General features: G+C 46.8%; 20 protein-coding genes and 1 pseudogene. 10 read left to right on the top strand and 11 right to left on the bottom strand.

Annotated features, from left to right (window positions below; all coding sequences use genetic code 11):
* Positions 1–144: 144 nt before the first annotated feature.
* Positions 145–867 (top strand): nucleoside phosphorylase, encoded by a 723-nt coding sequence (locus IQ257_RS20710; RefSeq protein ID WP_193872709.1) that lies wholly within the window; start codon positions 145–147, stop codon positions 865–867.
* Here IQ257_RS20710 and IQ257_RS20705 read toward each other — a convergent pair.
* On the bottom strand, positions 855–2138 hold the full coding sequence (locus IQ257_RS20705; protein ID WP_193872742.1) for a glycosyltransferase: 1284 nt from the start codon (positions 2136–2138) through the stop codon (positions 855–857). The two genes, IQ257_RS20710 and IQ257_RS20705, sit on opposite strands and share 13 nt — an antisense overlap.
* Positions 2139–2279: 141 nt before the next feature.
* On the opposite strand from IQ257_RS20705, the gene IQ257_RS20700 reads away from it, so the two are divergent.
* The 4 genes from IQ257_RS20700 to IQ257_RS20685 all read left to right on the top strand — a co-directional run bounded on the left by IQ257_RS20700 (position 2280) and on the right by IQ257_RS20685 (position 4854).
* Complete coding sequence (locus IQ257_RS20700) at positions 2280–3446, top strand: protein kinase domain-containing protein (protein ID WP_193872710.1); 1167 nt, start codon at positions 2280–2282, stop codon at positions 3444–3446.
* 102 nt (positions 3447–3548) lie between these two features.
* On the top strand, positions 3549–3704 hold the full coding sequence (locus IQ257_RS20695) for a hypothetical protein (RefSeq protein WP_193872711.1): 156 nt from the start codon (positions 3549–3551) through the stop codon (positions 3702–3704).
* Complete coding sequence (locus IQ257_RS20690) at positions 3694–4263, top strand: dynamin family protein (protein ID WP_193872712.1); 570 nt, start codon at positions 3694–3696, stop codon at positions 4261–4263. The genes IQ257_RS20695 and IQ257_RS20690 overlap by 11 nt, the downstream gene beginning before the upstream one ends.
* Positions 4264–4335: 72 nt before the next feature.
* Entirely contained in the window at positions 4336–4854 is a 519-nt protein-coding gene (locus IQ257_RS20685; protein ID WP_193933182.1) for a helix-turn-helix domain-containing protein, read from the top strand.
* Between the two features lie 137 nt (positions 4855–4991).
* Here the strand turns inward: IQ257_RS20685 and IQ257_RS20680 are convergent, their stop codons facing one another.
* The 4 genes from IQ257_RS20680 to IQ257_RS20665 all read right to left on the bottom strand — a co-directional run bounded on the left by IQ257_RS20680 (position 4992) and on the right by IQ257_RS20665 (position 10238).
* A complete protein-coding gene (locus tag IQ257_RS20680; protein ID WP_193878533.1) occupies positions 4992–6062 on the bottom strand; it encodes a hypothetical protein in 1071 nt (356 codons plus the stop codon).
* On the bottom strand, positions 6059–7609 hold the full coding sequence (locus IQ257_RS20675) for a hypothetical protein (protein WP_193878531.1): 1551 nt from the start codon (positions 7607–7609) through the stop codon (positions 6059–6061). The genes IQ257_RS20680 and IQ257_RS20675 overlap by 4 nt, the downstream gene beginning before the upstream one ends.
* Before the next feature lie 160 nt (positions 7610–7769).
* On the bottom strand, positions 7770–8747 hold the full coding sequence (locus IQ257_RS20670) for a hypothetical protein (protein WP_193878529.1): 978 nt from the start codon (positions 8745–8747) through the stop codon (positions 7770–7772).
* Between the two features lie 216 nt (positions 8748–8963).
* Positions 8964–10238 (bottom strand): polyprenyl synthetase family protein, encoded by a 1275-nt coding sequence (locus tag IQ257_RS20665; protein WP_193878528.1) that lies wholly within the window; start codon positions 10236–10238, stop codon positions 8964–8966.
* 525 nt (positions 10239–10763) lie between these two features.
* On the opposite strand from IQ257_RS20665, the gene IQ257_RS20660 reads away from it, so the two are divergent.
* The gene (locus IQ257_RS20660) at positions 10764–12122 is read left to right on the top strand and encodes a glycosyltransferase (RefSeq protein WP_193878527.1); all 1359 of its coding nucleotides are present in this window, start codon (positions 10764–10766) and stop codon (positions 12120–12122) included.
* On the opposite strand, the gene IQ257_RS20655 is transcribed toward IQ257_RS20660, so the two are convergent.
* Positions 12119–12910 carry a YdcF family protein gene (locus IQ257_RS20655; RefSeq protein WP_193878526.1) on the bottom strand — a complete coding sequence of 264 codons (792 nt, stop codon included), beginning with the start codon at positions 12908–12910 and terminating at the stop codon, positions 12119–12121. The two genes, IQ257_RS20660 and IQ257_RS20655, sit on opposite strands and share 4 nt — an antisense overlap.
* A 145-nt stretch (positions 12911–13055) precedes the next feature.
* Here IQ257_RS20655 and IQ257_RS20650 point away from each other — a divergent pair, with 145 nt between their 5' ends.
* Positions 13056–13664 carry an HD-GYP domain-containing protein gene (locus tag IQ257_RS20650; RefSeq protein WP_193878525.1) on the top strand — a complete coding sequence of 203 codons (609 nt, stop codon included), beginning with the start codon at positions 13056–13058 and terminating at the stop codon, positions 13662–13664.
* Positions 13665–13736: 72 nt separating this feature from the next.
* Here the strand turns inward: IQ257_RS20650 and IQ257_RS20645 are convergent, their stop codons facing one another.
* Both IQ257_RS20645 and surE read right to left on the bottom strand, forming a co-directional pair.
* The gene (locus IQ257_RS20645; protein ID WP_193878524.1) at positions 13737–14210 is read right to left on the bottom strand and encodes a Uma2 family endonuclease; all 474 of its coding nucleotides are present in this window, start codon (positions 14208–14210) and stop codon (positions 13737–13739) included.
* A gap of 4 nt (positions 14211–14214) precedes the next feature.
* Positions 14215–15015, bottom strand: coding sequence for a 5'/3'-nucleotidase SurE (surE, locus tag IQ257_RS20640; protein ID WP_193878523.1), 801 nt, complete (start codon positions 15013–15015; stop codon positions 14215–14217).
* A 179-nt stretch (positions 15016–15194) separates the two neighbouring features.
* On the opposite strand from surE, the gene pheS reads away from it, so the two are divergent.
* Positions 15195–16199, top strand: a complete 1005-nt coding sequence (gene pheS, locus IQ257_RS20635; protein ID WP_193878521.1) for a phenylalanine--tRNA ligase subunit alpha — start codon at positions 15195–15197, stop codon at positions 16197–16199.
* Between the two features lie 89 nt (positions 16200–16288).
* Here pheS and IQ257_RS20630 read toward each other — a convergent pair whose 3' ends face one another.
* On the bottom strand, positions 16289–19054 hold the full coding sequence (locus IQ257_RS20630) for an AAA family ATPase (RefSeq protein ID WP_193878519.1): 2766 nt from the start codon (positions 19052–19054) through the stop codon (positions 16289–16291).
* Positions 19055–19377: 323 nt separating this feature from the next.
* A complete protein-coding gene (locus IQ257_RS20625) occupies positions 19378–20448 on the bottom strand; it encodes an ATP-binding protein (protein WP_193878517.1) in 1071 nt (356 codons plus the stop codon).
* A 187-nt stretch (positions 20449–20635) separates the two neighbouring features.
* On the opposite strand from IQ257_RS20625, the gene IQ257_RS20620 reads away from it, so the two are divergent.
* Positions 20636–20881 (top strand): hypothetical protein, encoded by a 246-nt coding sequence (locus IQ257_RS20620; protein WP_193878515.1) that lies wholly within the window; start codon positions 20636–20638, stop codon positions 20879–20881.
* A gap of 49 nt (positions 20882–20930) precedes the next feature.
* Here the strand turns inward: IQ257_RS20620 and IQ257_RS20615 are convergent, their stop codons facing one another.
* Positions 20931–21665, bottom strand: coding sequence for a 2-phosphosulfolactate phosphatase family protein (locus tag IQ257_RS20615; RefSeq protein WP_193878514.1), 735 nt, complete (start codon positions 21663–21665; stop codon positions 20931–20933).
* Positions 21666–21728: 63 nt separating this feature from the next.
* Here IQ257_RS20615 and IQ257_RS30235 point away from each other — a divergent pair.
* Positions 21729–22001, top strand: a pseudogene (locus IQ257_RS30235) (hypothetical protein); the annotation flags it as partial.

Here is a 22001-nt window from a genome sequence, read left to right as displayed (position 1 = left end):
AGTGGACTCTACTCATTTCGGCTCCCCTCTCCCTCTAGTAGAGGGTTGGGGGTGAGAGCGCTAGACTTTTTTGCAAGCCCGCCCCCCTAGGCATCTAGAACGGCAAGCTGTAGAGTTTTGTCAGTTAACCAGGGTTTTGATACGATGCCCAGTACTATGACTCTACCTATTAATGCCATCTTGGTTCCTCAAGGAGCAGAATATCAGGCTGTCTGTCGGGGACTCAGCCAGATTTCCTCCATCCAACCGTTAGTTGTGCCCATTCCAATCGGCACCCAACCTGTAACTCAGTGTTTAAAGCAATGGTTGCAAGACGAACCCTTTGCTAATTCCCCACATTCCAGAGTTTTGGTTATGGGTTTGTGCGGCAGTTTGTCACCTCGTTACGGAATTGGGGATATTGTACTCTATAGAGATTGCCTCTATGTGCCTCAGGGGTCTAGACCCCAGTTACAAGAATGCGACGATGCATTAACCAATGGGTTGCACCGCAGTCTGAATGAGAAAGCCTCTAGAGTTAGGGCAATGACGAGCGATCGCATGATTGAGTCAAGTTCAGAAAAACGCCAACTCAATCACATTTATAAAGCCAGCGTTGTCGATATGGAAGGATTTGCTGTCCTTGATGTTCTCTCTCTGGCAGGTGTTGACGTGGCAATGGTGCGAGTTATTAGCGACAGTTGCCACCAAACTCTTCCCAATCTCAACTCGACACTTAGTTCTGAGGGTTCCCTGAAGCCGTTTCCTTTAGCCCTGGGTTTGCTTCGACAACCGTTGGCTGCGACTCAACTTATTCAAGGGGCTTTACGGGGATTGAGAGTATTGCAGCAAGTGACTATTAATGTATTTTCGAGCTATCCCGAATAAATCCGTCCTTTCCAGTTACCGCCTCGCCCTTGCCAATGGCGTAGGGCTGAGTCTAGTGTCATTAAGGTGTAGAGAAATGCGATCGCAGGCAGGCAAAATGCTAACAAGGGAGAACATCTGTAAAATCGGATGGTGGGTAAGTATGCCACTGTCATGAGTAGCCAGGTTGAAAAAGAAGCGATTACCCAAGCGGGTGGCACTGAGGCGATCGCAATTAACCCATTGCCGGTTAGTACCCCCAAAACTGTACCTACAGGCGGAACGATATAGATTAAACTCATTCCCAATAGGGTTCCTAGTAATAACCAGGGGGAATAGTTGAGTTGGGTAAAGGCAGTTCGGGCTACCATCTCCCAAATGGTTGTTAGGGATGGGTAGGGGCGCAAGCTGCGGGTTGAGTCACTAAGTCCTAGCCAAATATGTCCTTTGGTATTGTGATACTCTTCAGTAATTTCTAGGGAGGATCGACCTAATTTAACGGCTTGTGCCAGGGTGCAGTCGTCAATTAGGGCATTTTTGACAATCTGAATTCCACCAATTCGGTTCAATGCTTCACGGGTTATTAAAATACATCCCCCAGCCGCCGCCGCTGTTGATTTACTGGGGTTATTTACCCAAGGGAAGGGATAGAGTTTTTGAAAGAAAAAGACAAAGGCGGGAATTAGCAGTTTTTCCCAAAAACTCTCACACCGCAGCCGCACCATTAGAGAAACGAGATCTAAATCATTTTGTTGCGCCTTGGCTACTAGTTTACGAAGATTTTGTGGTTCATGCTCAATATCGGCATCGGTGAGGAGAAAATAGTGGGGGTTGGGTGTGAGGGTTTGGGCGTATTCTGTTCCTTGTTGGATTGCCCATAATTTACCTGTCCATCCAGGGGGTAAGGGTTTACCGGAAAGGATGTGCAATTGAGGATCGTTATCAGGGGGCGTGTTTTGTTTGGACGTTTTCGGGGTGTCAATGATGGGAATTCCTAAACCCTTACCGACAGAATGGGCAACGCGGGCGGTTCCATCGGTGCTGTTGTCATCGACGAGGATAAGGATGAGAGAACCAGGATAATCTTGGGTAAGGAGCGATCGCAAACTGACGGGTAGTACCTGTGCTTCATTCCGCGCTGGAATTACTGCACAAACTGAAGGTAAGTTGTTTACGTCTGTTGCTTGTGCGTCTAAGTGCTGATTACAACGCCAAAATTGACCATGAAAGCACAGTAAGTATATCCAAATTGCCAAAGAGAGAAGTGTTATTCCTAATCCAATCTCACCGATAGCCATACTGGAAGCGTTGAACGTCAGAAAGCAGGATACAACATTCTGCGGTAATTCCCTGGCTTATCGCTATTAGTTAGCAAGCGCAGTACTCTTGCAGAATTAAGATAGAGATACAATGGCTAACCCCTAACTACAAAAATGAGCTACTGCCTCAACCCTAGCTGCCCAAATCCCCAGAATCCTACTGGGACGAAATTTTGCCTAACTTGTGGCTCAAAGTTACTGCTCAAAGAGCGTTACCGAATTCTTGAACCCTTAGGGCAAGGTGGCTTTGGCAGGACATTCTTAGCTGTGGATGAGGATAAACCGTCTTATCCGCGCTGTGTGGTTAAGCAGTTTTTCCCCCAAGCACAGGGGACAAGCACGGTGCAGAAGGCGGCAGAGTTATTCACTCAAGAGGCAGTACGGCTAGATGAGTTGGGTAAACATTCTCAGATTCCTGAACTGCTGGCGTATTTTTCTCAAGACAGTCAGCAGTATTTGGTGCAAGAGTTTATTGAGGGGCAAGATTTAGCACAGGAATTGGCAAGGAATGGCGCGTTTACAGAAACTCAAATTCATTCGTTGCTGAAGAGTCTATTGCCTGTATTGCAATTTGTTCACCAGCATCAAGTTATTCATCGGGATATTAAACCTGAGAATATTATTCGTAGAACGAGGGATAAGCAGTTATTTTTGGTTGATTTTGGGGCATCCAAAGTTGCCACGGGTACGGCTTTAGCGAGAACGGGAACTGTTATTGGTTCGGTAGGGTATGTGGCACCGGAACAAGGTATCGGTAAAGCGGTTTTTGCGAGTGATATTTACAGTCTCGGCGTTACCTGCATTCATTTGTTGACTGGGGTGCATCCCTTTGACTTATTTGATGTGAATCAAGGGGTTTGGGTTTGGCGACAAGGGTTGAGGAATTCAGTTAGCGATCGCTTGGGTAAAATTCTAGACAAGATGCTAGAGGGGGCGATTGGCAGACGCTACCAATCTGCTGCTGAGGTGCTTCAGGATTTTAATTCTCAAACACCTCCAGCCGCTGTAAAGCCTCAGCAACCTGTAAGTCCTGGGGCGTCACCTCCTGTGAAATCGCAACCGACTGGAACAATATACGGTAGCGGTGTTGATGAAGATTTAGCTGAATTAAAGTCTGAGTTTACTGGCACTCCAGCTTCTAAAAGTCCAAGTCAAAAATCTGCGTCTCAGGGTTCTGCGTCTGCTGGTGCGCCAAAGTCGAAAAGTCAAATTGATCGGGAATTGGAGGACATAAAATCTCAATTTCTTGGTTCTAAGAATCCTAAGCAGCCTCCGGTTTGAATTGGCATTTATGAAAATGTCCTGACAATAGAGATCAATTAGTCTCCCTGACTCTCATCAAAGGGTATTTAGCTGCACTGCTTCAGGGTTTAGCTTGTCAACTTGAGTTCGTCAATAGGGTTTTTACTGATTGTCAATCAGTATTTTTACCGATTCGATGGCTTTTGGACAACAGTTAAGCTTGGGGCAATGGCAATTTTTCCAGCCACGATGTCAGTGCTGCTAACTTCTCAAGAGAGGAAAACCGATGGATGCTGAAGCCCTCAAGCCCAACGTTCAAGACCTGCAAAAAGACGTTATCGAGCTGCTAGAGCAAATCAGCGCCCTAATGGACAACGCTAGTACGCAACTTTGGTCTAAGGATGGCACTGAAAACAAATATGAAAAATATCGGGAGCAAATTGCTAATGAAGCTCGTAAGGTGGAGAACCTTGAGCTAAGGATGGCGATTACTGCCCCGATGAAGGCTGGCAAATCTACAATTATCAACGCTATTGTCGGTCAGGAACTTCTGCCCAGCCGGAATGCAGCAATGACAACACTCCCTACGGAGATTGTTTTTAATACGGAGCTAAAAGAGCCAGTCTTAAAACTCAGTGCAACAATCGTGTCATCGTTTCAAGAAACATGGTTGGTTCTGAAGCGCAAAATTGAAGAGTTCGGGATTGACCGAATACAGGAAAGAATAGCTCAGTATCCTCACTTAATAGAGTTGCTTGAGGAAATCCAGGATAAAGTCGGATTTCCAATCCGTGCCAAGACTTATGGGCGTGATGAAATTCTTAAAACGCTAGCTAGTAGAGCACGGCGGAAGTAAAGTACCTATCTTATGGGAGACTGGGGCTAACTGAGATAAATTGCACTCACAACAGAGACAAGGAACGAGAACATGGCACAATTAGCTCCAAAATCATTAACCCTAAGTGAGTGTGAGCGCGAAGAGTTAGAAAAACTGCTCAATCGCCGTAGCACACCGCAACAAATAGCACTGCGAACAAAAATAATTTTGCTGGCAGACAAAGGCAAGAATAACCGTGAGATTGGGCGGGAATTGAACATCAGTCGATTCATGGCTCGTAGATGGCGGCATCGATGGTTAGAGTTAAGCGAGCGAAAGTTACCAGTTATTGAACGCTTGCAAGACACAGAGCGCCGTGGTGCGCCAGCCAAATTTAGTATGGAGCAAGTTGTAGAATTATTTGCACTTGCCTGTTGTGAGCCAGAAGATTGCGGACGACCAATCAGTCATTGGACGGCAAGGGAATTAGCAGAAGAGATGGTTAAACAAGGTGTGGCCGAAAGTATACAGCACTTTCTAACACGGTGTAGTACAGTAGCCATGAGAAAGCCATGTTCTACTCTTGTTTGGGTTTATCACATCGAGTCTGAAACCGCTGTAATAGTGTAATCGAAACGAGAGAAATGTTTGGGTTTCGGAAAATGGTCATAATCAATAACCCTGGTTTTAATTCATTAATGGTTAGGGGGGTTGAACTCTAAACAGATGATTGAACTCTCTAAAATAGTTTTTGTTTTAACATGGGTTTAATGAACATATTCTCCATAAACAAATCCCGTTGCGCGAAATATTTCTCCTTGTAAGGAAAGATTGACTTCGGCGTTCCCTGTTACTTCTTCAATGAAGCTATATTGACGTTCTTGATTATCCGGGACAATTAGCTCTGCCTCCGCTTCAAACTGGAGCTTGAGTGATAACCGATCCTGTTCATCAGCCCCCTCTACTTGTAAGCTGTGGGGCAATTTTAATGTGCGGTCAGCAAATAGTGAAGCCATAGTTCCAGGCAGACGTAAGGGTAAGGTGGGGGAGGGCGACCAATCCCAATGAATTTGTAAGCTGGAACCTAGGAATACCTTACGCAACTCCCTGCCTAAGTAAATGAAAATATAAGGCATACCACTGATAGAATGGTTTTTGTTTGTACGTCGGTCTAATACGCAAATGATCGATCTACCATCATCGGTGGTGGCGCAGACGACAAACCACTCCCAACCGATATCCTCACCCCAGCGGAAACGACCAAAATTGCGATCGTGATAGCAAAACCAGTTTTGATGGATAGAGAACGACTGCCCACAAACAGACAACTCTCCTAAAACATTCACACCAGGTACTAAGCCCCAGCCAATAAAACCACTACCAAAGGGGGCATCCTCTGTGACTAATAACGGTATAGCTTCGGCTTCCCCTTGAAAACGGATCAATAACTGACTCCTTTCATCCTGAACTTCGAGAACAGAAGTTCTGCCATTGACTTCTAGATGGATACCGGGAGCCTTTACAAGTAAGGGACTCTGACGCACCGTGTCAGTTTGCCATTCCCGGCAAAAGGTTGTACCAAACGTCGCCAACGGCGTATCCGGTCGGAGTGCTTGGGCAATCCATTCTGAGGGAAGATTAACAATCAAACTGACTTGAATCTGCCCCTGTTCAGGTCTGCCAATCAGGGTGATGTTGACGAGTACCCGTAGTCCAGACTGGGGATCGATCAAAATGAAGTGATACCAATCCTTCCAATCCATTGGCGAGATGGGATCATCTAGGGGGATGCGTAGGGCTTCGATACGCGCTAGGAGTTGTTGTTGGTCAATGTTCATCGCTGAATCGATCCACCTTCACCCAGAACATTGTTAAGCATGACCTGGGATGGACGTTGTTGAGTGGGAGGAGGGGGTGCCTGTGTTGCGATCGCTTTTACAGTTGCGGCAATTGTGGGTGACACTAAGGTTAGTCCTAGAATGATTCCGGCACACCAGCGTTCGGCATCCATCCCCATTTCCTTGACAACCTTTGCCCTGGAGGACTGGGGAACGGAAATTTTGCTGCCAATCTCACCGACTTTTAATGCCCCTGGCACTAAACTCCACAGCCACTGTTCCCCTGTAGACAATAGACCCCCCTGACCCCCGAAAGAGGCTTGGTAGGCAGAAGCAGCGGACTGGCTAATGGTTATCCAACGGGGCGCTTGTGCCGATGCAAATGCCAGAACTCCATTCTTAAATAACCGAGTACGGCTGATTGAGTCGAGCAATTGCTGTCCGGCTGGGGTTCGAGCATAGTCATTTCCCCCTTGGCAGAGAATGATTAACAGTTCTACCACCAGCCAGCGAGCCGGGAGTGTATCTAGCCCTGGTAATCCAGCCACTAAACTGTAACTGGCTTGGGTAGCGCTACCGTCTTCGGAGGGAAACATTGCCTTGGGGTGATTGCCGATCGCCCTTAAAATAGCAGCGAGTCTGGGTGATATCTGGGCTAATCCTAGAACGATTCCGGTAAACCAGCGATCGCTAGACATCCCCAGTTTGCTGACAAAGGCGTCTATGGACAAGGGCGGAACTGCAATTCCATTCGTTCTTTGTCCCCCTTCTAAATCCGTTTGAGCCAAACTCAAAAACCACCGCTCCCAAAGGTGCAGTAGCCCTGTTTGTCCAATTCGGCTATTTAGGATGGTATTCGCCGCTGACAAACTACTCGAGATCCAGTGCGGCACTTGCGCTGATGAGAATGCCTCTACCCCATTTTTAAAGAAACAGGTGCGACTCAGTTGGCTGAGTAACTGACTGCCCGGTTGAGTTTGGGCGTAGTCATTTCCCCTTTGGCAAAGGATGACTAACAGTTCCGCGACTAGCCAACGGGAGGGAATCTGATCGAGATCCATCAATCCCGACATCAAACCAAAAATATTGGCTGTCGTCTGATCAGAGGCTCCAAAGGAGGTTTCCTCACCGTTGTGATCAGGGGGAAACGTCACGAGCAATGGCAACTCTACCCTCTGAGATTGCTCTGACCCTTGGGCAGGTGAGACTATCTTTAATTTGATGGGGATGGCATCTTCCAAAATACCGGGGAATCTCAACCAGGTTTTAAGGATTGTGCCAATCGAACACTGTAAAGGAACCGAAATGGTCATCTTACAGCGAGCCTCACTCCCCGGCACCAGATAAACGTAGGTCGGCTCTAAGTAATTAGTCATGGGCAGAATCTGACCCTTATCTACCACCCAATCATCTAGAGTAGGACGAAAAAGCACAGCTTCAGGCATTTGATTTTGCAGCCGTAGCTGTAACGTCAATTCTGCACCTGCATGGATGGGTTGGTTAACCTGGGGGAGGGCGATGGGTTTTGCCAAATGTTCAATCATCATTTGTTTTTTTCCGATTGATGGGGCAAAGGAGAAGGAAAGAAAAATGGCTGGTTTTTATTTCATCGACACCATCGGCAATTTAATAGATGCATTCCTGTACTACCGAGATGTTTGTGAAGTGAACGCTAGTACAACCCTCCCCCACTCCTCTACCCTTTTGTTAATCAAGAACCATCCAATCAACCCTTACGCTGCCCGTGTTATCCCAATACCATCCGGGTTCATCATTCATCTTAAAAATCAAGGTTTGACCTGCTTTCAGGGTGATAACTTTTTCACATCCCACTTCTTCAATCACATTCCCCGTCGCTTTATCGATAGCAACCAAGGAGTAAGGAGTATTCTGGGGATAGGTTAATTTATCTAGCAGAGATGCTCCTGGTTTTCCTGCCGCCGTGATTTCTTCGTCCTGTTTCACTGACCATTTCCCAGAGGGTGTAACTTGAATTTTTGCCTCGGTATCAATAGGATTCGTCAATTCTACGCCATGTTCAGAAATAGCGGCGACTTCCAATTGACCAGCGGGAAGCACTTTGGTTTGGAAGGCTTTATAGGTAACGTTATTTTGGGAATAGTTGTAAAAGGCAATCCGTCCTTCAGTAAAATCGCCCTTTATATCGATTTCTAAATCCCCATTGACGAAAACTTTTAAATTGCTTTGGGTATAAACAAAGTCGAAGGAATATTCAACATGATTTTTCCATCCCTTATTTCCTAAAGTTTTCCCCCGAGCCAGTTCAGTCACTTTGCCCGCATGACCCCAAAAATCCCCTTCTAGGGGCATTCCCTTGACAACAGAGGCAGCTAATCCAACTTTTCCTAACTTTCCCTTATAGGTCTGCTCACCCTTTCTCCAATCAACCAGAAGATACTTCGCCGAATTATCTTGAGTAGCTCCTGGTTTAAACCCAAGGGCAAAGCCAATATAATCGTCATCGCCACTATTGCCGACTATTATCTTTCCAGATACTTTGGTATTAAAAACATTAAATGGGCTGTAAAAGAGAGTGGGTTGTCCATTTTTAGACTGAAGCACTTGTTGACCATCTGGGGATACTGTCCATTTCCCAGCCCCCTTCTCATAAGATTCTTCTTTCCAGTTATGTAAATTAACTTTTTCAACTTTAATTTGAACCATTTTAGTGACTCCTTGTTAAACATCTGTTGAGGGTTTATAAATCCGACATTCCCTGAATAAAAATCGAGTTTTTGTCAACACCCGTTGGTTGTTGTCCTCAGTTTGCCCTTTCCCTATCTTATCAATAGCCTTACCCATATAAGTATTAAAAAATAAAACAATTTAAAAAACCAATTAGAGGCAATTGAATGAGATAATAGTCATAAAACTTTCTCATTACTTGCTGCGATAGATCACATAATTAATCAATTCCTTAAGAAACCGACGGTCATGAAGGTGAGATATCCATTCTTCTCCAGGTTGCAGAGGGGTTTCAGGGAGTAAAAAATCGAGGGTATCAAAAATTTTAGCCGCTTTACCTGCCAGCGATCGCGCTACTGCCCAACCATGTTCAATACTGCCACACTGATCCATTTGCTTCATAATGAAGGCAATGTCTTCCGGCTTTTTCTTCTGACGCGGTAGGGTAAGAATGTTTCGTATTTTCTCAGAGGCGTGACCACTGCTGGCTAAAACATGATTGAGCATTAAGGTACGTTTACCTTCATAGATATCCCCACCAATCTCTTTGCCGTAAGCTTCGAGTTCGCCCTGCAAATTTAACAAATCGTCTTGAATCTGAAAGGCAATACCCAAGATCATGCCAAACCGGGTTAAACCTGCCAAAGGTTCTACCAAATCACTCAAACTAGCTGCTGGATGTCCTACAATTAGACCAATTCGGCAGGGTGTAATAAAGGAATACCAGCAGGTTTTCTTGACGCACATCGTGAAATAGTCCTGGTCACTCAGATGGGAAGGATTAGTCGCAACCCAATCCAATTCCATCGCCTGTCCTTCCACAGATTGCCGTGCCATAAACTCAATTTCCTGGAGAATATTCAGAGTTTTAGACACGCCCAGAACCGATAAATTTTCTAGCAGTAGCCCCACTGCCAAGACATTCGTCGCGTCCCCAACATTGATAGCACGAGGAATCCCAATCATTTGGTGCAAGGTATTTTTGCCCCGTCGAGACTCGGACTCATCTTCAATATCATCGTGAATGAGAAAGGCATTATGATAAAGTTCTAGGGCAGCTCCTGCGGTTAAGGCGGCGTGTCCCATTCCTCCCACGGCACGGGCAACACTGACACACATGGTTGGTCGCAGCATTTTGCCAGAGCGAAACGGGTAATCCGTCAATAAATCGTACAAGGGAGTATAAGCTCCCGATACTTGGGACTGAGTTTCAATAAATTTTTGAATTTTGGCAACAATTGCTAAACGCGAGTGCTGTAATGTCTCGTTAATAATAGTTTGATCAAACATAGACTGGTCTTGGGCAGTTCCCCAGTCTTCTTGTTGTTGGTTGTCGAGTATAACGGTTCTAGTCGGGAGGGCTGGCAACGGTGAAAGCTTTTTGGGTGGGTAAACTGAGTAGCGCTCCGGCTCATAGACTAACCAACTATAGACACTTAAAATAACGAACAATAAAAAAATTCCCAACATTAGCTTCTTTCCTCTGTGAAAGCTGCATAACTTTTCCTCGCTTTTGAGTGCGATACAAATCGGCTTTCCGACTCCCAGGAGTTTCTCATGGATTTTGGAGCTTAGGCGTCCTTATCGTAGCTTGAGTCAATCTGGATACCCATGGCTGAACAAGATTCAGTGATCATGAAGTTCTATGGCAACTACGAGGAGCTAACACTCAAAAAAGACAAAGTAAACCTAAACCTTCGTCCCTTTCTGGGATGGGGGAAATAAGGATCAACGATAGTTATCTGATTTTAGAGCACTGAGTACCGGAATTGGTCACTTCTCACCCAACGAGAACATCTTACAATCAATTTGCAATTTTGAAAATTACCCGATACAAAACAACACTATTTTATAGTGAAAAGGTAGGAAAAGTAGGAAAGGTAGGAAAAACCCCGCTCAATAATTCAGTACTAGATGCCTCACCGAATTCACGGTTAAATAACAAGCAGTCTTAGCCAAAATAGACATAGCACTAACTCCCACCGAGCATTAAAGATGCACAATAGGACAAATCACAAAGAGAAGACTTCCTCCAAACCCAAGACGATACAAAAGACAAGGAAACATATCGTTCTGACAACCTATGGCTCATTTGGCGATTTACATCCCTACATGGCGATCGCCCTGGAGTTAAAATCAAGGGGGCATCGTGCCGTCATTGCCACCAGTGAGATCTATCACCACAAGATAGAGGCTGAGGGTATTGAATTTCATGCAGTCAGACCTAATGGTTTAATCAATACTGAACAAGAGGGTGCGTTTCTGAAGCTGCTTGTCGATTGCCAACGGGGGAGTGAATACATCATCAACTATCAATTGATGCCCCACCTGCGTGCTAGCTACAGCGATCTGATGGATGCGGTGTACGGCGCAGATCTGCTGTTGACGCACCACTTAGCATTCGCAGGTTCTCTAGTTGCTGAAAAAACAGGTATTCCTTGGGTTTCGAGCGTACTCTCTCCCATCTTGTTTATGTCCGCCTACGATTCCCCAAGCGTCTCGACTCTCCCCGTTTCCTCTTATGAGCGTGCCCTCGAACAAGTCGCTAATGATTCACGCATCCGTCACTTTCAATGGAGCGCCCGTTTGTGGAGTGCGCCAGTGCGACAACTCCGGGCTGAACTGGGGCTACAACCCGGATATAACCCCATTTTTGAAGGTCAGCATTCACCCAATTTAGTTCTAGCTCTATTCTCCCAAGTTTTTACTAGCTCTCAACCTGATTGGTGTCCCCAAACCTGCGTTACAGGATTTCCCTTTTACGATCGCCAGAATCGTGAGGGACTCTCTCCTGAACTCGTCAACTTTTTAGAGTCAGGAGCGCCGCCTATCGTGTTTACCCTAGGCTCGTTAATGGTGTGGACTCCCGGTAACTTCTATCTGGAGGGGGCTATTGCTGCCCAGAAGTTAGGTTATCGGGCTATTTTGCTGATGGGACAAGGGGTACACCACCTACCCGTGGAGGAGCTACCGGCAGGGGTGTTAGCCGTTGACTATGCTTCCCACGCGAAAATTTTTCCCCGCGCTGCGGCGATCGTGCATCATGGTGGTGTAGGAACAACAGGTCAAGCGTTGCGCTCCGGTCGTCCGATGTTAGTCGTACCCTACGCCCACGATCAACCGGATAACGCGGTACGTTTGGTTCGCCTCGGTGTGGCACGTATGCTTGAACGCCACCAGTATACGGCTGACCGTGTTGCTAGTGAACTAAAGCATCTGTTATGTAATCCTAGTTATACTGCCCGCTCAACTGAAGTGGGTGATCAGATACGAGCAGAAGATGGTGTGGGTGTAGCGTGTGATGCGATTGAAACCTATCTAGACGCTTCTGTACCGACTCAATTGAATTCTTAAAGCCAACCTCGGAGACGGTAAACAACGGTTCCAATATATTCCTTCAGCGCCCGGGTCGTTATATCTAAACGCTGGGTATCCGGTAGAATACCGAGTACGGTGGCTTGAAAACTGCTATTTGGCTCATTCAGTTCTTGTTGGGTAATCAAAAAATCGGTGGGGGCTGGAATAGCATCAATTCCCTGACGTTGAAAAATCCGTAGTGCTCGCGGCATATGCATTGCTGAGGTAACTAACAATACCTGCTGCATACCCTGCTTCTCCAAAATTTGCCGCACGTTGACGGCATTTTGATAGGTATTGAGAGAGGTCGGATCTTGCAGGATAGCTGAGGAAAGAACGCCCATTGTTTCCATGATTTGAGCCATGTCTGCCGATTCTGGCGACCCACCACCGCGCCATTCAACCCGACCACCGGAAGTGATTACCACAGGAGCTTTCCCTTCACGGTAGAGTTGAGCACCATATAAGACGCGATCGCCTCCTTCGGTCAAATCAGGTGCAGGTCGAGGGGAAAACGCTGATCGTGTTGCGCCTCCCAACACCACTATTGCATCGGCTTGGGGTAACTCCCCTGATGGGATGTACTGCCATTCCAAAGATTGCGCGATGCTGTTAGCAACCCAACTGTTACTGGTGAGCAGCAAAACGATCAACGCCAGCGCCACAGGTACTGGCACCCAGCGGGGACGTTTCCACGACAGCACTAAAGCCCCAATCATCAGTATGCACGCCAGTCCTAACGGGTACAGAAATAATGGCAATAGCTTTGAGAGAAACAAAAACATTGCACAGATGCAGGGTATGAGGTTACAACAGCCAGAATACTCCGAATCCTAAGAGATGAGCAGTACTGAAAAGGGGGAGAAGGGGGATCACGGAAACTGGACAAGAGTGCAAAAATAACAATGAAAGACTTTATCGTGCAGTTTAATGCTTTATCCCGGCGACGCCGAGATTTTAAATTTCCTCGAACAGATCCAGCTAGCTCGCAATGTCACGGCTGGCTTGCGGTGCTATCGTTTGCGAACTATGTGCCTGCACTTTGGGCGCTGGCTGGAATTAGATAAAATCCAACTACGTCAGCTTGTGTTCTTGAGTTACTGCCACGGTTTGGGAAAAATTGGCATTCCCGACTCTATTTTGCTCAATCCCGGTTCGCTAACTGAACAAGATTGGGCAAAGATTCGAGAGTATCCAGAAACCTCAGCCCTCATTTGTAAGCAGTTGCCGGTACTCAGAGAATTTGCCCCTTTAGTACGCTCCCATCAGGAACGGCTGAATGGCACAGGCTATCCAGATAAGTTGCAGGGCGATGAAATTCCGTTCATTGTTCAGGTTTTCCAGTTGGTGAACGTGGCAGATGCCATTATCAGCAAGCGGTTGCTACATCGCAGCCGCAACGACCGAGCCAGCGAGCGCCCCTACTGGATACAAGCCGTTGAAGAAATTAGAAAGGAGGTGGAATCTGGAGCGAGAGACTCGGAACTGTGTGAAAAGTTTTTCCGATTTCTCGAGTTGTTTTACCAGGGCGGCGGTTGAACGAAATAGTTGAGCGCAGTCGAAGCATAGGGCGAAGCATCCTTAGTCTGGCTTTTCCTGATTTTTTACATATTAGACAGAAAAAATTTGCCCGATCGCAATCTCAATATCGAAAAAAGCCAACGGAGAAATTTTTTCTGTTGATGATAATTCTGCCCTTTGCTCATAATCTCCTGACCCTGGCGAACGGTAAACAATCAGCTTCCTGTTGGCAACATCAACCACCCAATAGTCTGGGATATTCTCTCGCGCATAAATCTTTTTCTTTACTGAAGTATCGCGTTCTAGCGTCGATTTAGAAACCTCAACCAATAGTAAAATATCTGTAGGGAATGGGTGATGGTCTAGATACTGCGATCGCGGCAATTTGGCTATAACGATATTCGGTTCCGGTTCAGAATTTGACAAAGTGATTGGCTTGTTTTCTCTGACATACGCCCGCCCCTCTGCCAGCCGTTCCAGCCTTTTTGCTAAATTTTCTTCAAAATAAGTGTGTTCCGTTCCTTCTGGCGGCATCTCCAAAATCAATCCATCAAGCAATTCCATAAAGTCAAATCCAATCAAGTTCTAGCTTTTGCAAACTACACACTCCAGCTACATCGGTCAGATTGTACTGTAGAGGGGTGATAGTAATGTATTTGTTCTGGATCGCCTGAACATCGGTAGGCATATCAGGGGGAAGGTGAAGGTGTGCGGGTTGTTCGACATCTTCGAGGACTTCACCCGCTAACCAGTAGTAGGTTTTGCCTCTGGGATCGACTCGTTTCTCAAAGGTATCGAAATAACGACGAATGCCTTGACGGGTAATTAAAACACCGGCAATTTCTGATCCCTTCACTGGTGGCACGTTGATATTGAGTAAAAGTGCTTCGGGAAGCGGTTGCTTGGATAGCCGTTCCAGCAGAGTTTTGGCAAACATTGCCGCAACATCAAATTCCTGTGAGATATTATAGTTAGCTAAACTGAAGGCAATGCTAGGAATTCCTTCAATCACGCCTTCCATTGCGGCTGAGACAGTGCCAGAGTAAAGAATATCCGTTCCCAAGTTAGAGCCGTGGTTAATGCCAGACAGAACGAAGTCCGGTGGACTATCAATCAAGGCTCCCAGCGCCAGTTTTATGCAGTCTGAGGGCGTTCCCGAACAAGACCAAGCCTTGACAGTGGGGTGAAAAATAGTATCGACCTTTTCAGCACGGATGGGGTCGTGGAGAGTCAAACCGTGACCCGTTGCCGATCGCTCTCGGTCGGGACAAACAACGGTAACGTCATGACCCGCTTCGGCAAGGGTGTTGGCGAGGGTGCGAATACCCAGTGCGAAGATCCCGTCATCGTTGCTAATGAGCAATTTCATTCCAGTAGCGCCCCAAGAGATAAAAGTCGTTGTTCGATTCTCTCAGCATAACCAAGCCCAGGCGATCGATGACCCTATCGTCACGGATACAGGAGTCTTCTCCCCGTTGAAGATACACTGGTAAAGATGGTTCGCTGCAATCCTCAACACTTACCTCTCAAACCTCACAACGACTTAGCATGACCACTTCGCTCAACGAGCTTGAGACTCAATTAGTTGCACTTAAAGAAGAAGCGATTCAATCACTCGTTCCTGTCGAAACCCTGGAGCAATTGGAACAGTGGCGCGTCCACTACCTAGGCAAAAAAGGGCAGCTTCCTCAGGTCTTGCGCGGCATGGGCAAGCTAACAGCAGAAGACCGACCTCGGATCGGTGCGTTAGCGAATGACGTGAAAGAAGCTCTTCAACAGAACCTGGAACAGAAGCACCAAGAACTACAAGCCGTCCAGATTCAAGCACAGTTGGCTGCCGAAACCTTGGATGTTACCATGCCAGCCGTTTATAGTCCCCAAGGTCGGCTGCATCCCATTAACAGCACCATTGACCGGGTTTTGGATATCTTCGTCGGATTAGGCTACACCATTGCCACCGGACCGGAGATGGAGACAGATTACTATAACTTTGAGGCGCTGAATACACCAGCCGACCACCCAGCCAGGGATATGCAGGATACATTTTACCTGCCGGATGGGAATTTAGTACGCACCCATACTTCTTCTGTGCAAATTCGGTACATGGAAACCAACGAGCCACCTATCCGTATTGTGGCACCGGGTCGATGCTATCGACGAGATACAGTTGATGCTACCCACGCAGCAGTCTTCCATCAGATCGAAATATTAGCTGTGGATGAAGGGTTAACCTTTACCGACCTCAAAGGAACCTTGAAGGTATTCTTAGAGGAAATGTTTGGGGAAGAGCTGGAGTTGCGTTTCCGTGCCAGTTATTTTCCTTTTACCGAACCGTCGGCAGAAGTAGATATTCAATGGAAAGGGAAATGGTTGGAGGTCATGGGTTGCGGTATGGTTGACCCCAATGTCCTTAAGGCTGTTGGCTATGACCCTGAAGTTTATACGGGTTTTGCCGCTGGTTTTGGGGTTGAGCGCTTTGCTATGGTCTTGCATCAAATTGATGACATTCGCCGTCTCTACAGCAGCGATTTACGCTTTTTACGGCAGTTTTGAGGGTGTTAGGAGTCAGGATTAGACTGTCCTGGCTCTTAAATTTTTAGGCTGGAGCGATCGCATTTTTAGGGTGGTGAGATGGGGAAGCGCTACACATTTAAAGCCCAGCAGCGGAAGAGTTCTACAATAATTTGCCAGCAGCCCTCTTTCTGTTGAATAACGTCGTGGCGTTCTAGAGTCTTGAGGGCTTCATATAATGTTTCCTGATCCATACCCGTAGCCATAGCTAAAGCATCTGCACTTAGCCCCTCTGGATAAGGTGCCAATGCTTTTAGTATCGCTTGTTGTCCAGAAGCCCCTCGTGCGGCTTGACCCCAAACGCCATCGAAGTAGTAGCGCCCGCGCTTAAAGAATTCGGGGTCGTTGATGACGGCTTCCACGTCTTCTACGGTGAAGACTGGCTTGCGGGGGCGTCCTTGCTCGAAAACAGAGTCATTGTAGCGGCGAACAAGCTGGAATCCGACTAGCTGAACTAAGTAGGGTTGACCTGCTGTGAGGGCGTAGATTTGGTCTAGGGCTTCGGGGGTGTAGTCGAGGGGAAAGTCTTCATCGGGGTTAGCGAGAATCTGGCGGGTAGCCCCAGGTTGCAGGAAGCCAACGTGGATGGGGATGACGCTGGCGAAGAAGGGTTGGAAGTAATCGGCTGTCATTTCTTCCAAGGTGTGCAAACCTGCAAAGGCGAATGCCACTTTGGAACTCATTTGCACCAGCCCCCGCAGATACCCCATAAAGTCTTTAGGGATTTTCTCAGCTTCTATCAGTTCCTCGATTTTCTCGAACTCGTCTAGGGCGACGATTAACCCACCGCTAAGATGTGCTTCGATCTGTTTTAAGTAGCGTTCAAAGGTACGGTAGGGAAGGTTCAGCAAATCGGCATCATCTGGGGGTGTGCAGTCTACTGCGTCGGAAATCGCATCACTAATCGCCATCAGCACTTCCCCGACGCCTTGGGGACTATTTCCCAATAGTAGTAGGTTGACATACGCTATCTGTATCTCTGACCCTAGACACTTAGAAGTGTTAAGAAGGATGGAGGTTTTACCCATGCGTCGGTGTCCGTAGAGAACTACAGATTGGAGTTGATTACTCAAGATCCACTGCGCCTCTAGTTGTTTCATCACGTCATCCCGCCCGACAAAGAGATTCTCCTCAACTGGGTCGCCGACAACGTAGGGATTACGCACACGCTCAGCGATGGAAATCTCCCCAACCTCGCCAGCTACTTGCAGAAAAGCTTGTCGCCAAATTTGAGCAATATAAACTATTCGCCATTGCTCTGCTTTCGGCAAGGTATTGGCTTCGTCTAGGATATTTGTGAGTTCTCCTAATGCTCGGCTCAGAGCAAAAGCTCGTGCTGAATGAGACAGGCTACGCAAGACAATTTGAGCTTCCTGAACCACTCGATGTAGACGTGCAATGGTTTCCCAAGTAGCTGGACGAAGAAGAGGTTTCTGTGGAAAATTGGGTACTTGAACAAAGGCAATAGCAGCTAGATCAGAAGCTTCGTTGAAAATGGCAAGAGTTTGAGTCAGTACAAAAATCTCTTCTGCATGGGGAAGAGAACGTACTACAGAAAAAGCTTCCACTGCCTTCTGTAAATTTTGATCATACGGGTTCGAGATTATCTTTCCGGCAAACAAGGTTTCACGAATAGGGTATTGCAGATACCAAAAACCAGCAGCAGTAGCACGAGCCGGAGTGTCCAAGCGAGGTTTAAAAACGTTATCTGTCCCCAGGTTTAGCTTTTCTGAGATAAAACGTACCAGCCTCAAATCATCAGTGGATTCAGTCAGTTGGGCAATACGTAAAATGATTAGCTCTGGAGAAATTTCAGCAAGAACCCGGTTAACAGCTTTGACAACAGGAATGAACTGAAGTGTGTAGGCTAGTAGCTGGTTCGCATTGTTAATACCCGCTTCCCAATCTTGACGCAGGCACCTAGTCAACCAAAAAGAAAGGTAGGGCAAAGGAAGTGGGGTTACACAGGGGAGTAACCTGGGTCTATTCCAGCGTGACAGCAGAGCTAGGGGTAAACAGAAAAGCCAGTTTTCTAAACGAAGTATTCCCAGACTAGATGCAACGCTGAAGGCTACTCCAAATCCCACTCCAGACGCAATGCCAAATTCCCAGTCAAACGCAATGCCTGAGAACATCGCGATCAATATACCAAATGACACACCGAGCAACGGAGTCAGCCACACGCCGAAAGCAACACCCGATACTAAGCCTAATGTTGCGCTTCTAGATATGCCAAACGCCACACCGAACAAAATGCCGAATTCCACACTTTTTGCCAAAATATTCGCAATGTGGCTCCCCAAAAAAACCGCTACACTTGATGCGGCGCTTGACGACACATCTGATACCACACCGCTTAGCACGAGTGCGCTACCCAGTGCAACAAACGCTATACCAAAAGTAATGCCAGAGGCTATGCCCGATGCCAATCCCCAGGTCATACCGTACTTTTGAGCGACTCCCCAAACGCCCAGGAAGCCAGCCATCACACTAAACATCAGTATGGAAATTAAGGTAAAGAATCCATCAAAGGAAACGCCTATCCTTTGCAAAATTACGCCCAGAGCTAGCAATGTAAAAACTGTTAATGCCAAACCCTGTAGAATAAGCTGACGCTCAATGCGGCTCCGGCACAACCAGTGCCATCCCTTTCGCCAATTTATTTCCCCGGCAGGAATAAACTTATTCCCAAAAGTGTCTAAGTAACATCGCAAAGCCTGGGGAAAGTAAAACACCCAGTACAACAACCGCAGGTAATCCAGCAGATTCCACAACGACAGGGGACGCTTCAGCTTGGGGGCTAAGTCTAAGCGCGGAACAGGGCGGTGTTGGCTCATCTGACTCTTGCACCCTTATCGGTAAGCTGCAAATCCCGCCCGGAAATTAATTTCCGGGCTAATAGCTAAAGTCCTCTGAAGAGGACTAGGGTGTGTTTTCAAACCCCCAGATCCCCCCCAGCCCCCCTTAAAAAGGGGGGAGAATTGAGTCACAGTACCCCTTTTTAAGGGGGATTTAGAGGGCTCTGAATCTGATGGGGAAGTTTTAAAATATGCCCTAGAAAGCCATCTTAGAGTCCACTTTAGTGGACTTTCGCTATGAGCCAGGGATTTGAATCCCTGGCGGATGTGAACGATAGACGAAGATTCTGCAAAATGTAACTTCATTCCCCACCCTCCACATACCGAGAATAAGTTCGATAACACAACTGCATCAATTGCCGAGGATGTCCGTCACTCTCCTGCACTAGCTGAATGATTTCCTCCTCAGTAAAACGCACCGAAGTCACAGCAAGACGCGCATCAATAAAAGCACGGGTAGTAGCTTCATCCCAAGGTTTTAGGTTCTCCTCTTGGCAAGCGGTTTCCATCGGAGATGTCTTGCTTCCGTCCTGACTATCCTTAAAAAGGGTACTCAGGGGTTCAGTGGCAGCTAAAATCAGCTTCAGAGGAGCATTGCTGCCCTCAGCTAAACCCCGCAAGCGATCGCGTAATCCACGAGTAAACCCTTCCCACGTCATCTTCTCCACATTATCTATAGCGAGTAAGATTCTGCGATCGCGCAAATTTCGAGTTAGCCTATAGTCGTTGCCTTCAGGGATACCAACCTCGTGGCACAAAGCATTGTAGAAGTCATTTTCATCATTAACCAAACTCAAATCTAAGAAGACTGGCTGACGCGGCGAATGAAGGTAACTTTCCGCCAGTTGGCAAATTTTCCACAGCAGAGAGGACTTGCCGATACCCTCCTCCCCAATTAGAGCAACACTACTGCCGCTATTGAGAACCTCGAATACCCGCCTGATTTCGCGATCGCGGTTAAAAAAGAGTTGCGGATCGTCTATTCTGGCTTGTTGAGGAATGAAGGGATTGGGGATTAGAGTTTCATCTATAGTAATCGAGGTTTGGTGTAAGGAGTCAGTTTGCTCTAATCTCTCTTCTTTTATTTTTTCAGTCTCAACCTGTACAGCATACTGAGTATAGAGGTATTCTATGGGATTATTGAAATTTTTCTTTTTAACTTTAATCTCTAAATAGGTTTCAATTTTTTTGCATAGCTTTGAACCACACTCTCGGATATATTGATCACTCTGATGCTCTTTAGCTGCAATTTGCTTATAATCTTTCCCTTCCCATATTCCTACAAAAATACTTTCTTCTAATTCATTTAAAACAGGCTGGGACTTTTCTAAAAGCAGGCTATTGATAAAATTTAATGCGTCTCGTGACTCCATTATCTGGAATTGACTTTCATGAACAAAGTTTAAGAAAAGCTGTTAAAAGCCTACTTTTCCCTATAAACCAACATTACCCTACATTTGCCTACAACCGTCTAGACTGTTAATCCTCCTACTTCCACCTACCTAAAGTACCCTAGTCCAAAGTCATCATGGTTTTATCGATAACCGAGGTAACTTCATCATGAACTATAAACCTGAAATGCAACCGTATCTGGCACAACAACCCCAAGCTGAACCCCAGACTACTAGCTCAATAGAACCTATAGAACCTATACCCCTCACCCAATTAGATCCAGCAACCTTACTGCACTACGGAGGTGTAACCGTCGCTGTTATTTTAGCGATCGCGCTTCTAATTCTGGCTTTAACCGAATATAACAAGGTCTTTGTGTCTGGGATGCAGCAAAAGCACAATGACCTGAATTAGCCATCCTAGGAATGTAGAGACGTGCCATGGCGCGTCCCTACACCTAATTTTAATTTTTCACCAAAACCCCCGGTTCTTTCTGGATCGGCAAAACATCTAAAATATCAACCTGGGCGCAGTACTTTAAATCGGCGTGACAATCTAGGTGTAGCAGGCGCTTACCATGACTAGCGTGGTGAAACAGTTCCAGTAACTGATTCTGCCACTGGGAGTAAAGCGCGATCGCGGCAATTGTTTCATCATTACCAGCAAGATCATCCATGGATTGACCCGTTTGAGTTACGAGACTTTGGGCGATCGCTCCAGCACAAACGGTATCTTCTAAGGAGAAAGAACCTTGCCAACCCGAACCCACCAGCCATATCGATTCTGGCTGCATTTCCAACACATACTGCACTGCTGCCTGACGATTCACCATCGCGGCAGCTAACACCACAGGAGCTTTTTGAACACACTGTAAAGCGCGAGTACCATTAGTGGTAGTGATAAACAAGCGACATCCCTGCACTCGCTCCGGCGTACAATCAAGGGGAGAGTTTCCTAAATCGCATCCAGGTACTTTAGCACCACCGCGTTCTCCAGCACGAAGGCGCTTATCAGGCAGCCACTGTTCGCTTACTTGCATCAGTTGGTCAATGTCACTGAAAGCTTGAACGGCTTCAGCACCAGCGTTTAAGGCTGTCGCAATCGTGGTTGTAGCTCGCAAGACATCGATAACGATCGCACAGTCTGGAACCTTATCAGTTGGCGTCAATTCGGGAGTGTGATATGTAAATAGCTTCACAGAGGGGCTGCACCTGCTTTTCAAATGCCGACACCATATTTTAGCCACTTGGAGGTCACAACAGTGCGGAGCAAAAGCCTCCAACGGCAGGTAAAAGGGAGTATTCCCCCTTTTTTCTTCCTGCCGCCATCGCTCTTTTCGTATAGGATCACGCACCAGTTGTTCAAGGACAAGGGAACAAGGAGACAAGGAGACAAGGAGACAAGGAGACAAGGAGACAAGGAGACAAGGAGACAAGGAGACAAGGAGACAAGGAGACAAGGAGACAAGGAGACAAGGAGACAAGGAGACAAGGAGATTTTTGAGGTGTTACTCATCTCCCCTGCACCTCTGCCC

The organism is Coleofasciculus sp. LEGE 07092, from assembly GCF_015207375.1.
Lineage (GTDB): Bacteria > Cyanobacteriota > Cyanobacteriia > Cyanobacteriales > Coleofasciculaceae > LEGE-07092.
This window is presented reverse-complemented; position numbering and strand designations above follow the sequence as displayed.

What these genes read in the sequence shown, in the direction of transcription:
- IQ257_RS20710 (WP_193872709.1), top strand. Translation starts at nt 145, where the DNA reads ATGCCCAGTACTATGACTCTACCTATTAATGCCATCTTGGTTCCTCAA.
- IQ257_RS20700 (WP_193872710.1), top strand. Translation starts at nt 2,280, where the DNA reads ATGAGCTACTGCCTCAACCCTAGCTGCCCAAATCCCCAGAATCCTACT.
- IQ257_RS20690 (WP_193872712.1), top strand. Translation starts at nt 3,694, where the DNA reads ATGGATGCTGAAGCCCTCAAGCCCAACGTTCAAGACCTGCAAAAAGAC.
- IQ257_RS20685 (WP_193933182.1), top strand. Translation starts at nt 4,336, where the DNA reads ATGGCACAATTAGCTCCAAAATCATTAACCCTAAGTGAGTGTGAGCGC.
- IQ257_RS20680 (WP_193878533.1), bottom strand. Translation starts at nt 6,062, where the DNA reads ATGAACATTGACCAACAACAACTCCTAGCGCGTATCGAAGCCCTACGC.
- IQ257_RS20675 (WP_193878531.1), bottom strand. Translation starts at nt 7,609, where the DNA reads ATGATGATTGAACATTTGGCAAAACCCATCGCCCTCCCCCAGGTTAAC.
- IQ257_RS20670 (WP_193878529.1), bottom strand. Translation starts at nt 8,747, where the DNA reads ATGGTTCAAATTAAAGTTGAAAAAGTTAATTTACATAACTGGAAAGAA.
- IQ257_RS20665 (WP_193878528.1), bottom strand. Translation starts at nt 10,238, where the DNA reads ATGTTGGGAATTTTTTTATTGTTCGTTATTTTAAGTGTCTATAGTTGG.
- IQ257_RS20660 (WP_193878527.1), top strand. Translation starts at nt 10,764, where the DNA reads ATGCACAATAGGACAAATCACAAAGAGAAGACTTCCTCCAAACCCAAG.
- IQ257_RS20655 (WP_193878526.1), bottom strand. Translation starts at nt 12,910, where the DNA reads ATGTTTTTGTTTCTCTCAAAGCTATTGCCATTATTTCTGTACCCGTTA.
- IQ257_RS20650 (WP_193878525.1), top strand. Translation starts at nt 13,056, where the DNA reads ATGCTTTATCCCGGCGACGCCGAGATTTTAAATTTCCTCGAACAGATC.
- IQ257_RS20645 (WP_193878524.1), bottom strand. Translation starts at nt 14,210, where the DNA reads ATGGAATTGCTTGATGGATTGATTTTGGAGATGCCGCCAGAAGGAACG.
- surE (WP_193878523.1), bottom strand. Translation starts at nt 15,015, where the DNA reads ATGAAATTGCTCATTAGCAACGATGACGGGATCTTCGCACTGGGTATT.
- pheS (WP_193878521.1), top strand. Translation starts at nt 15,195, where the DNA reads ATGACCACTTCGCTCAACGAGCTTGAGACTCAATTAGTTGCACTTAAA.
- IQ257_RS20630 (WP_193878519.1), bottom strand. Translation starts at nt 19,054, where the DNA reads ATGAGCCAACACCGCCCTGTTCCGCGCTTAGACTTAGCCCCCAAGCTG.
- IQ257_RS20625 (WP_193878517.1), bottom strand. Translation starts at nt 20,448, where the DNA reads ATGGAGTCACGAGACGCATTAAATTTTATCAATAGCCTGCTTTTAGAA.
- IQ257_RS20620 (WP_193878515.1), top strand. Translation starts at nt 20,636, where the DNA reads ATGAACTATAAACCTGAAATGCAACCGTATCTGGCACAACAACCCCAA.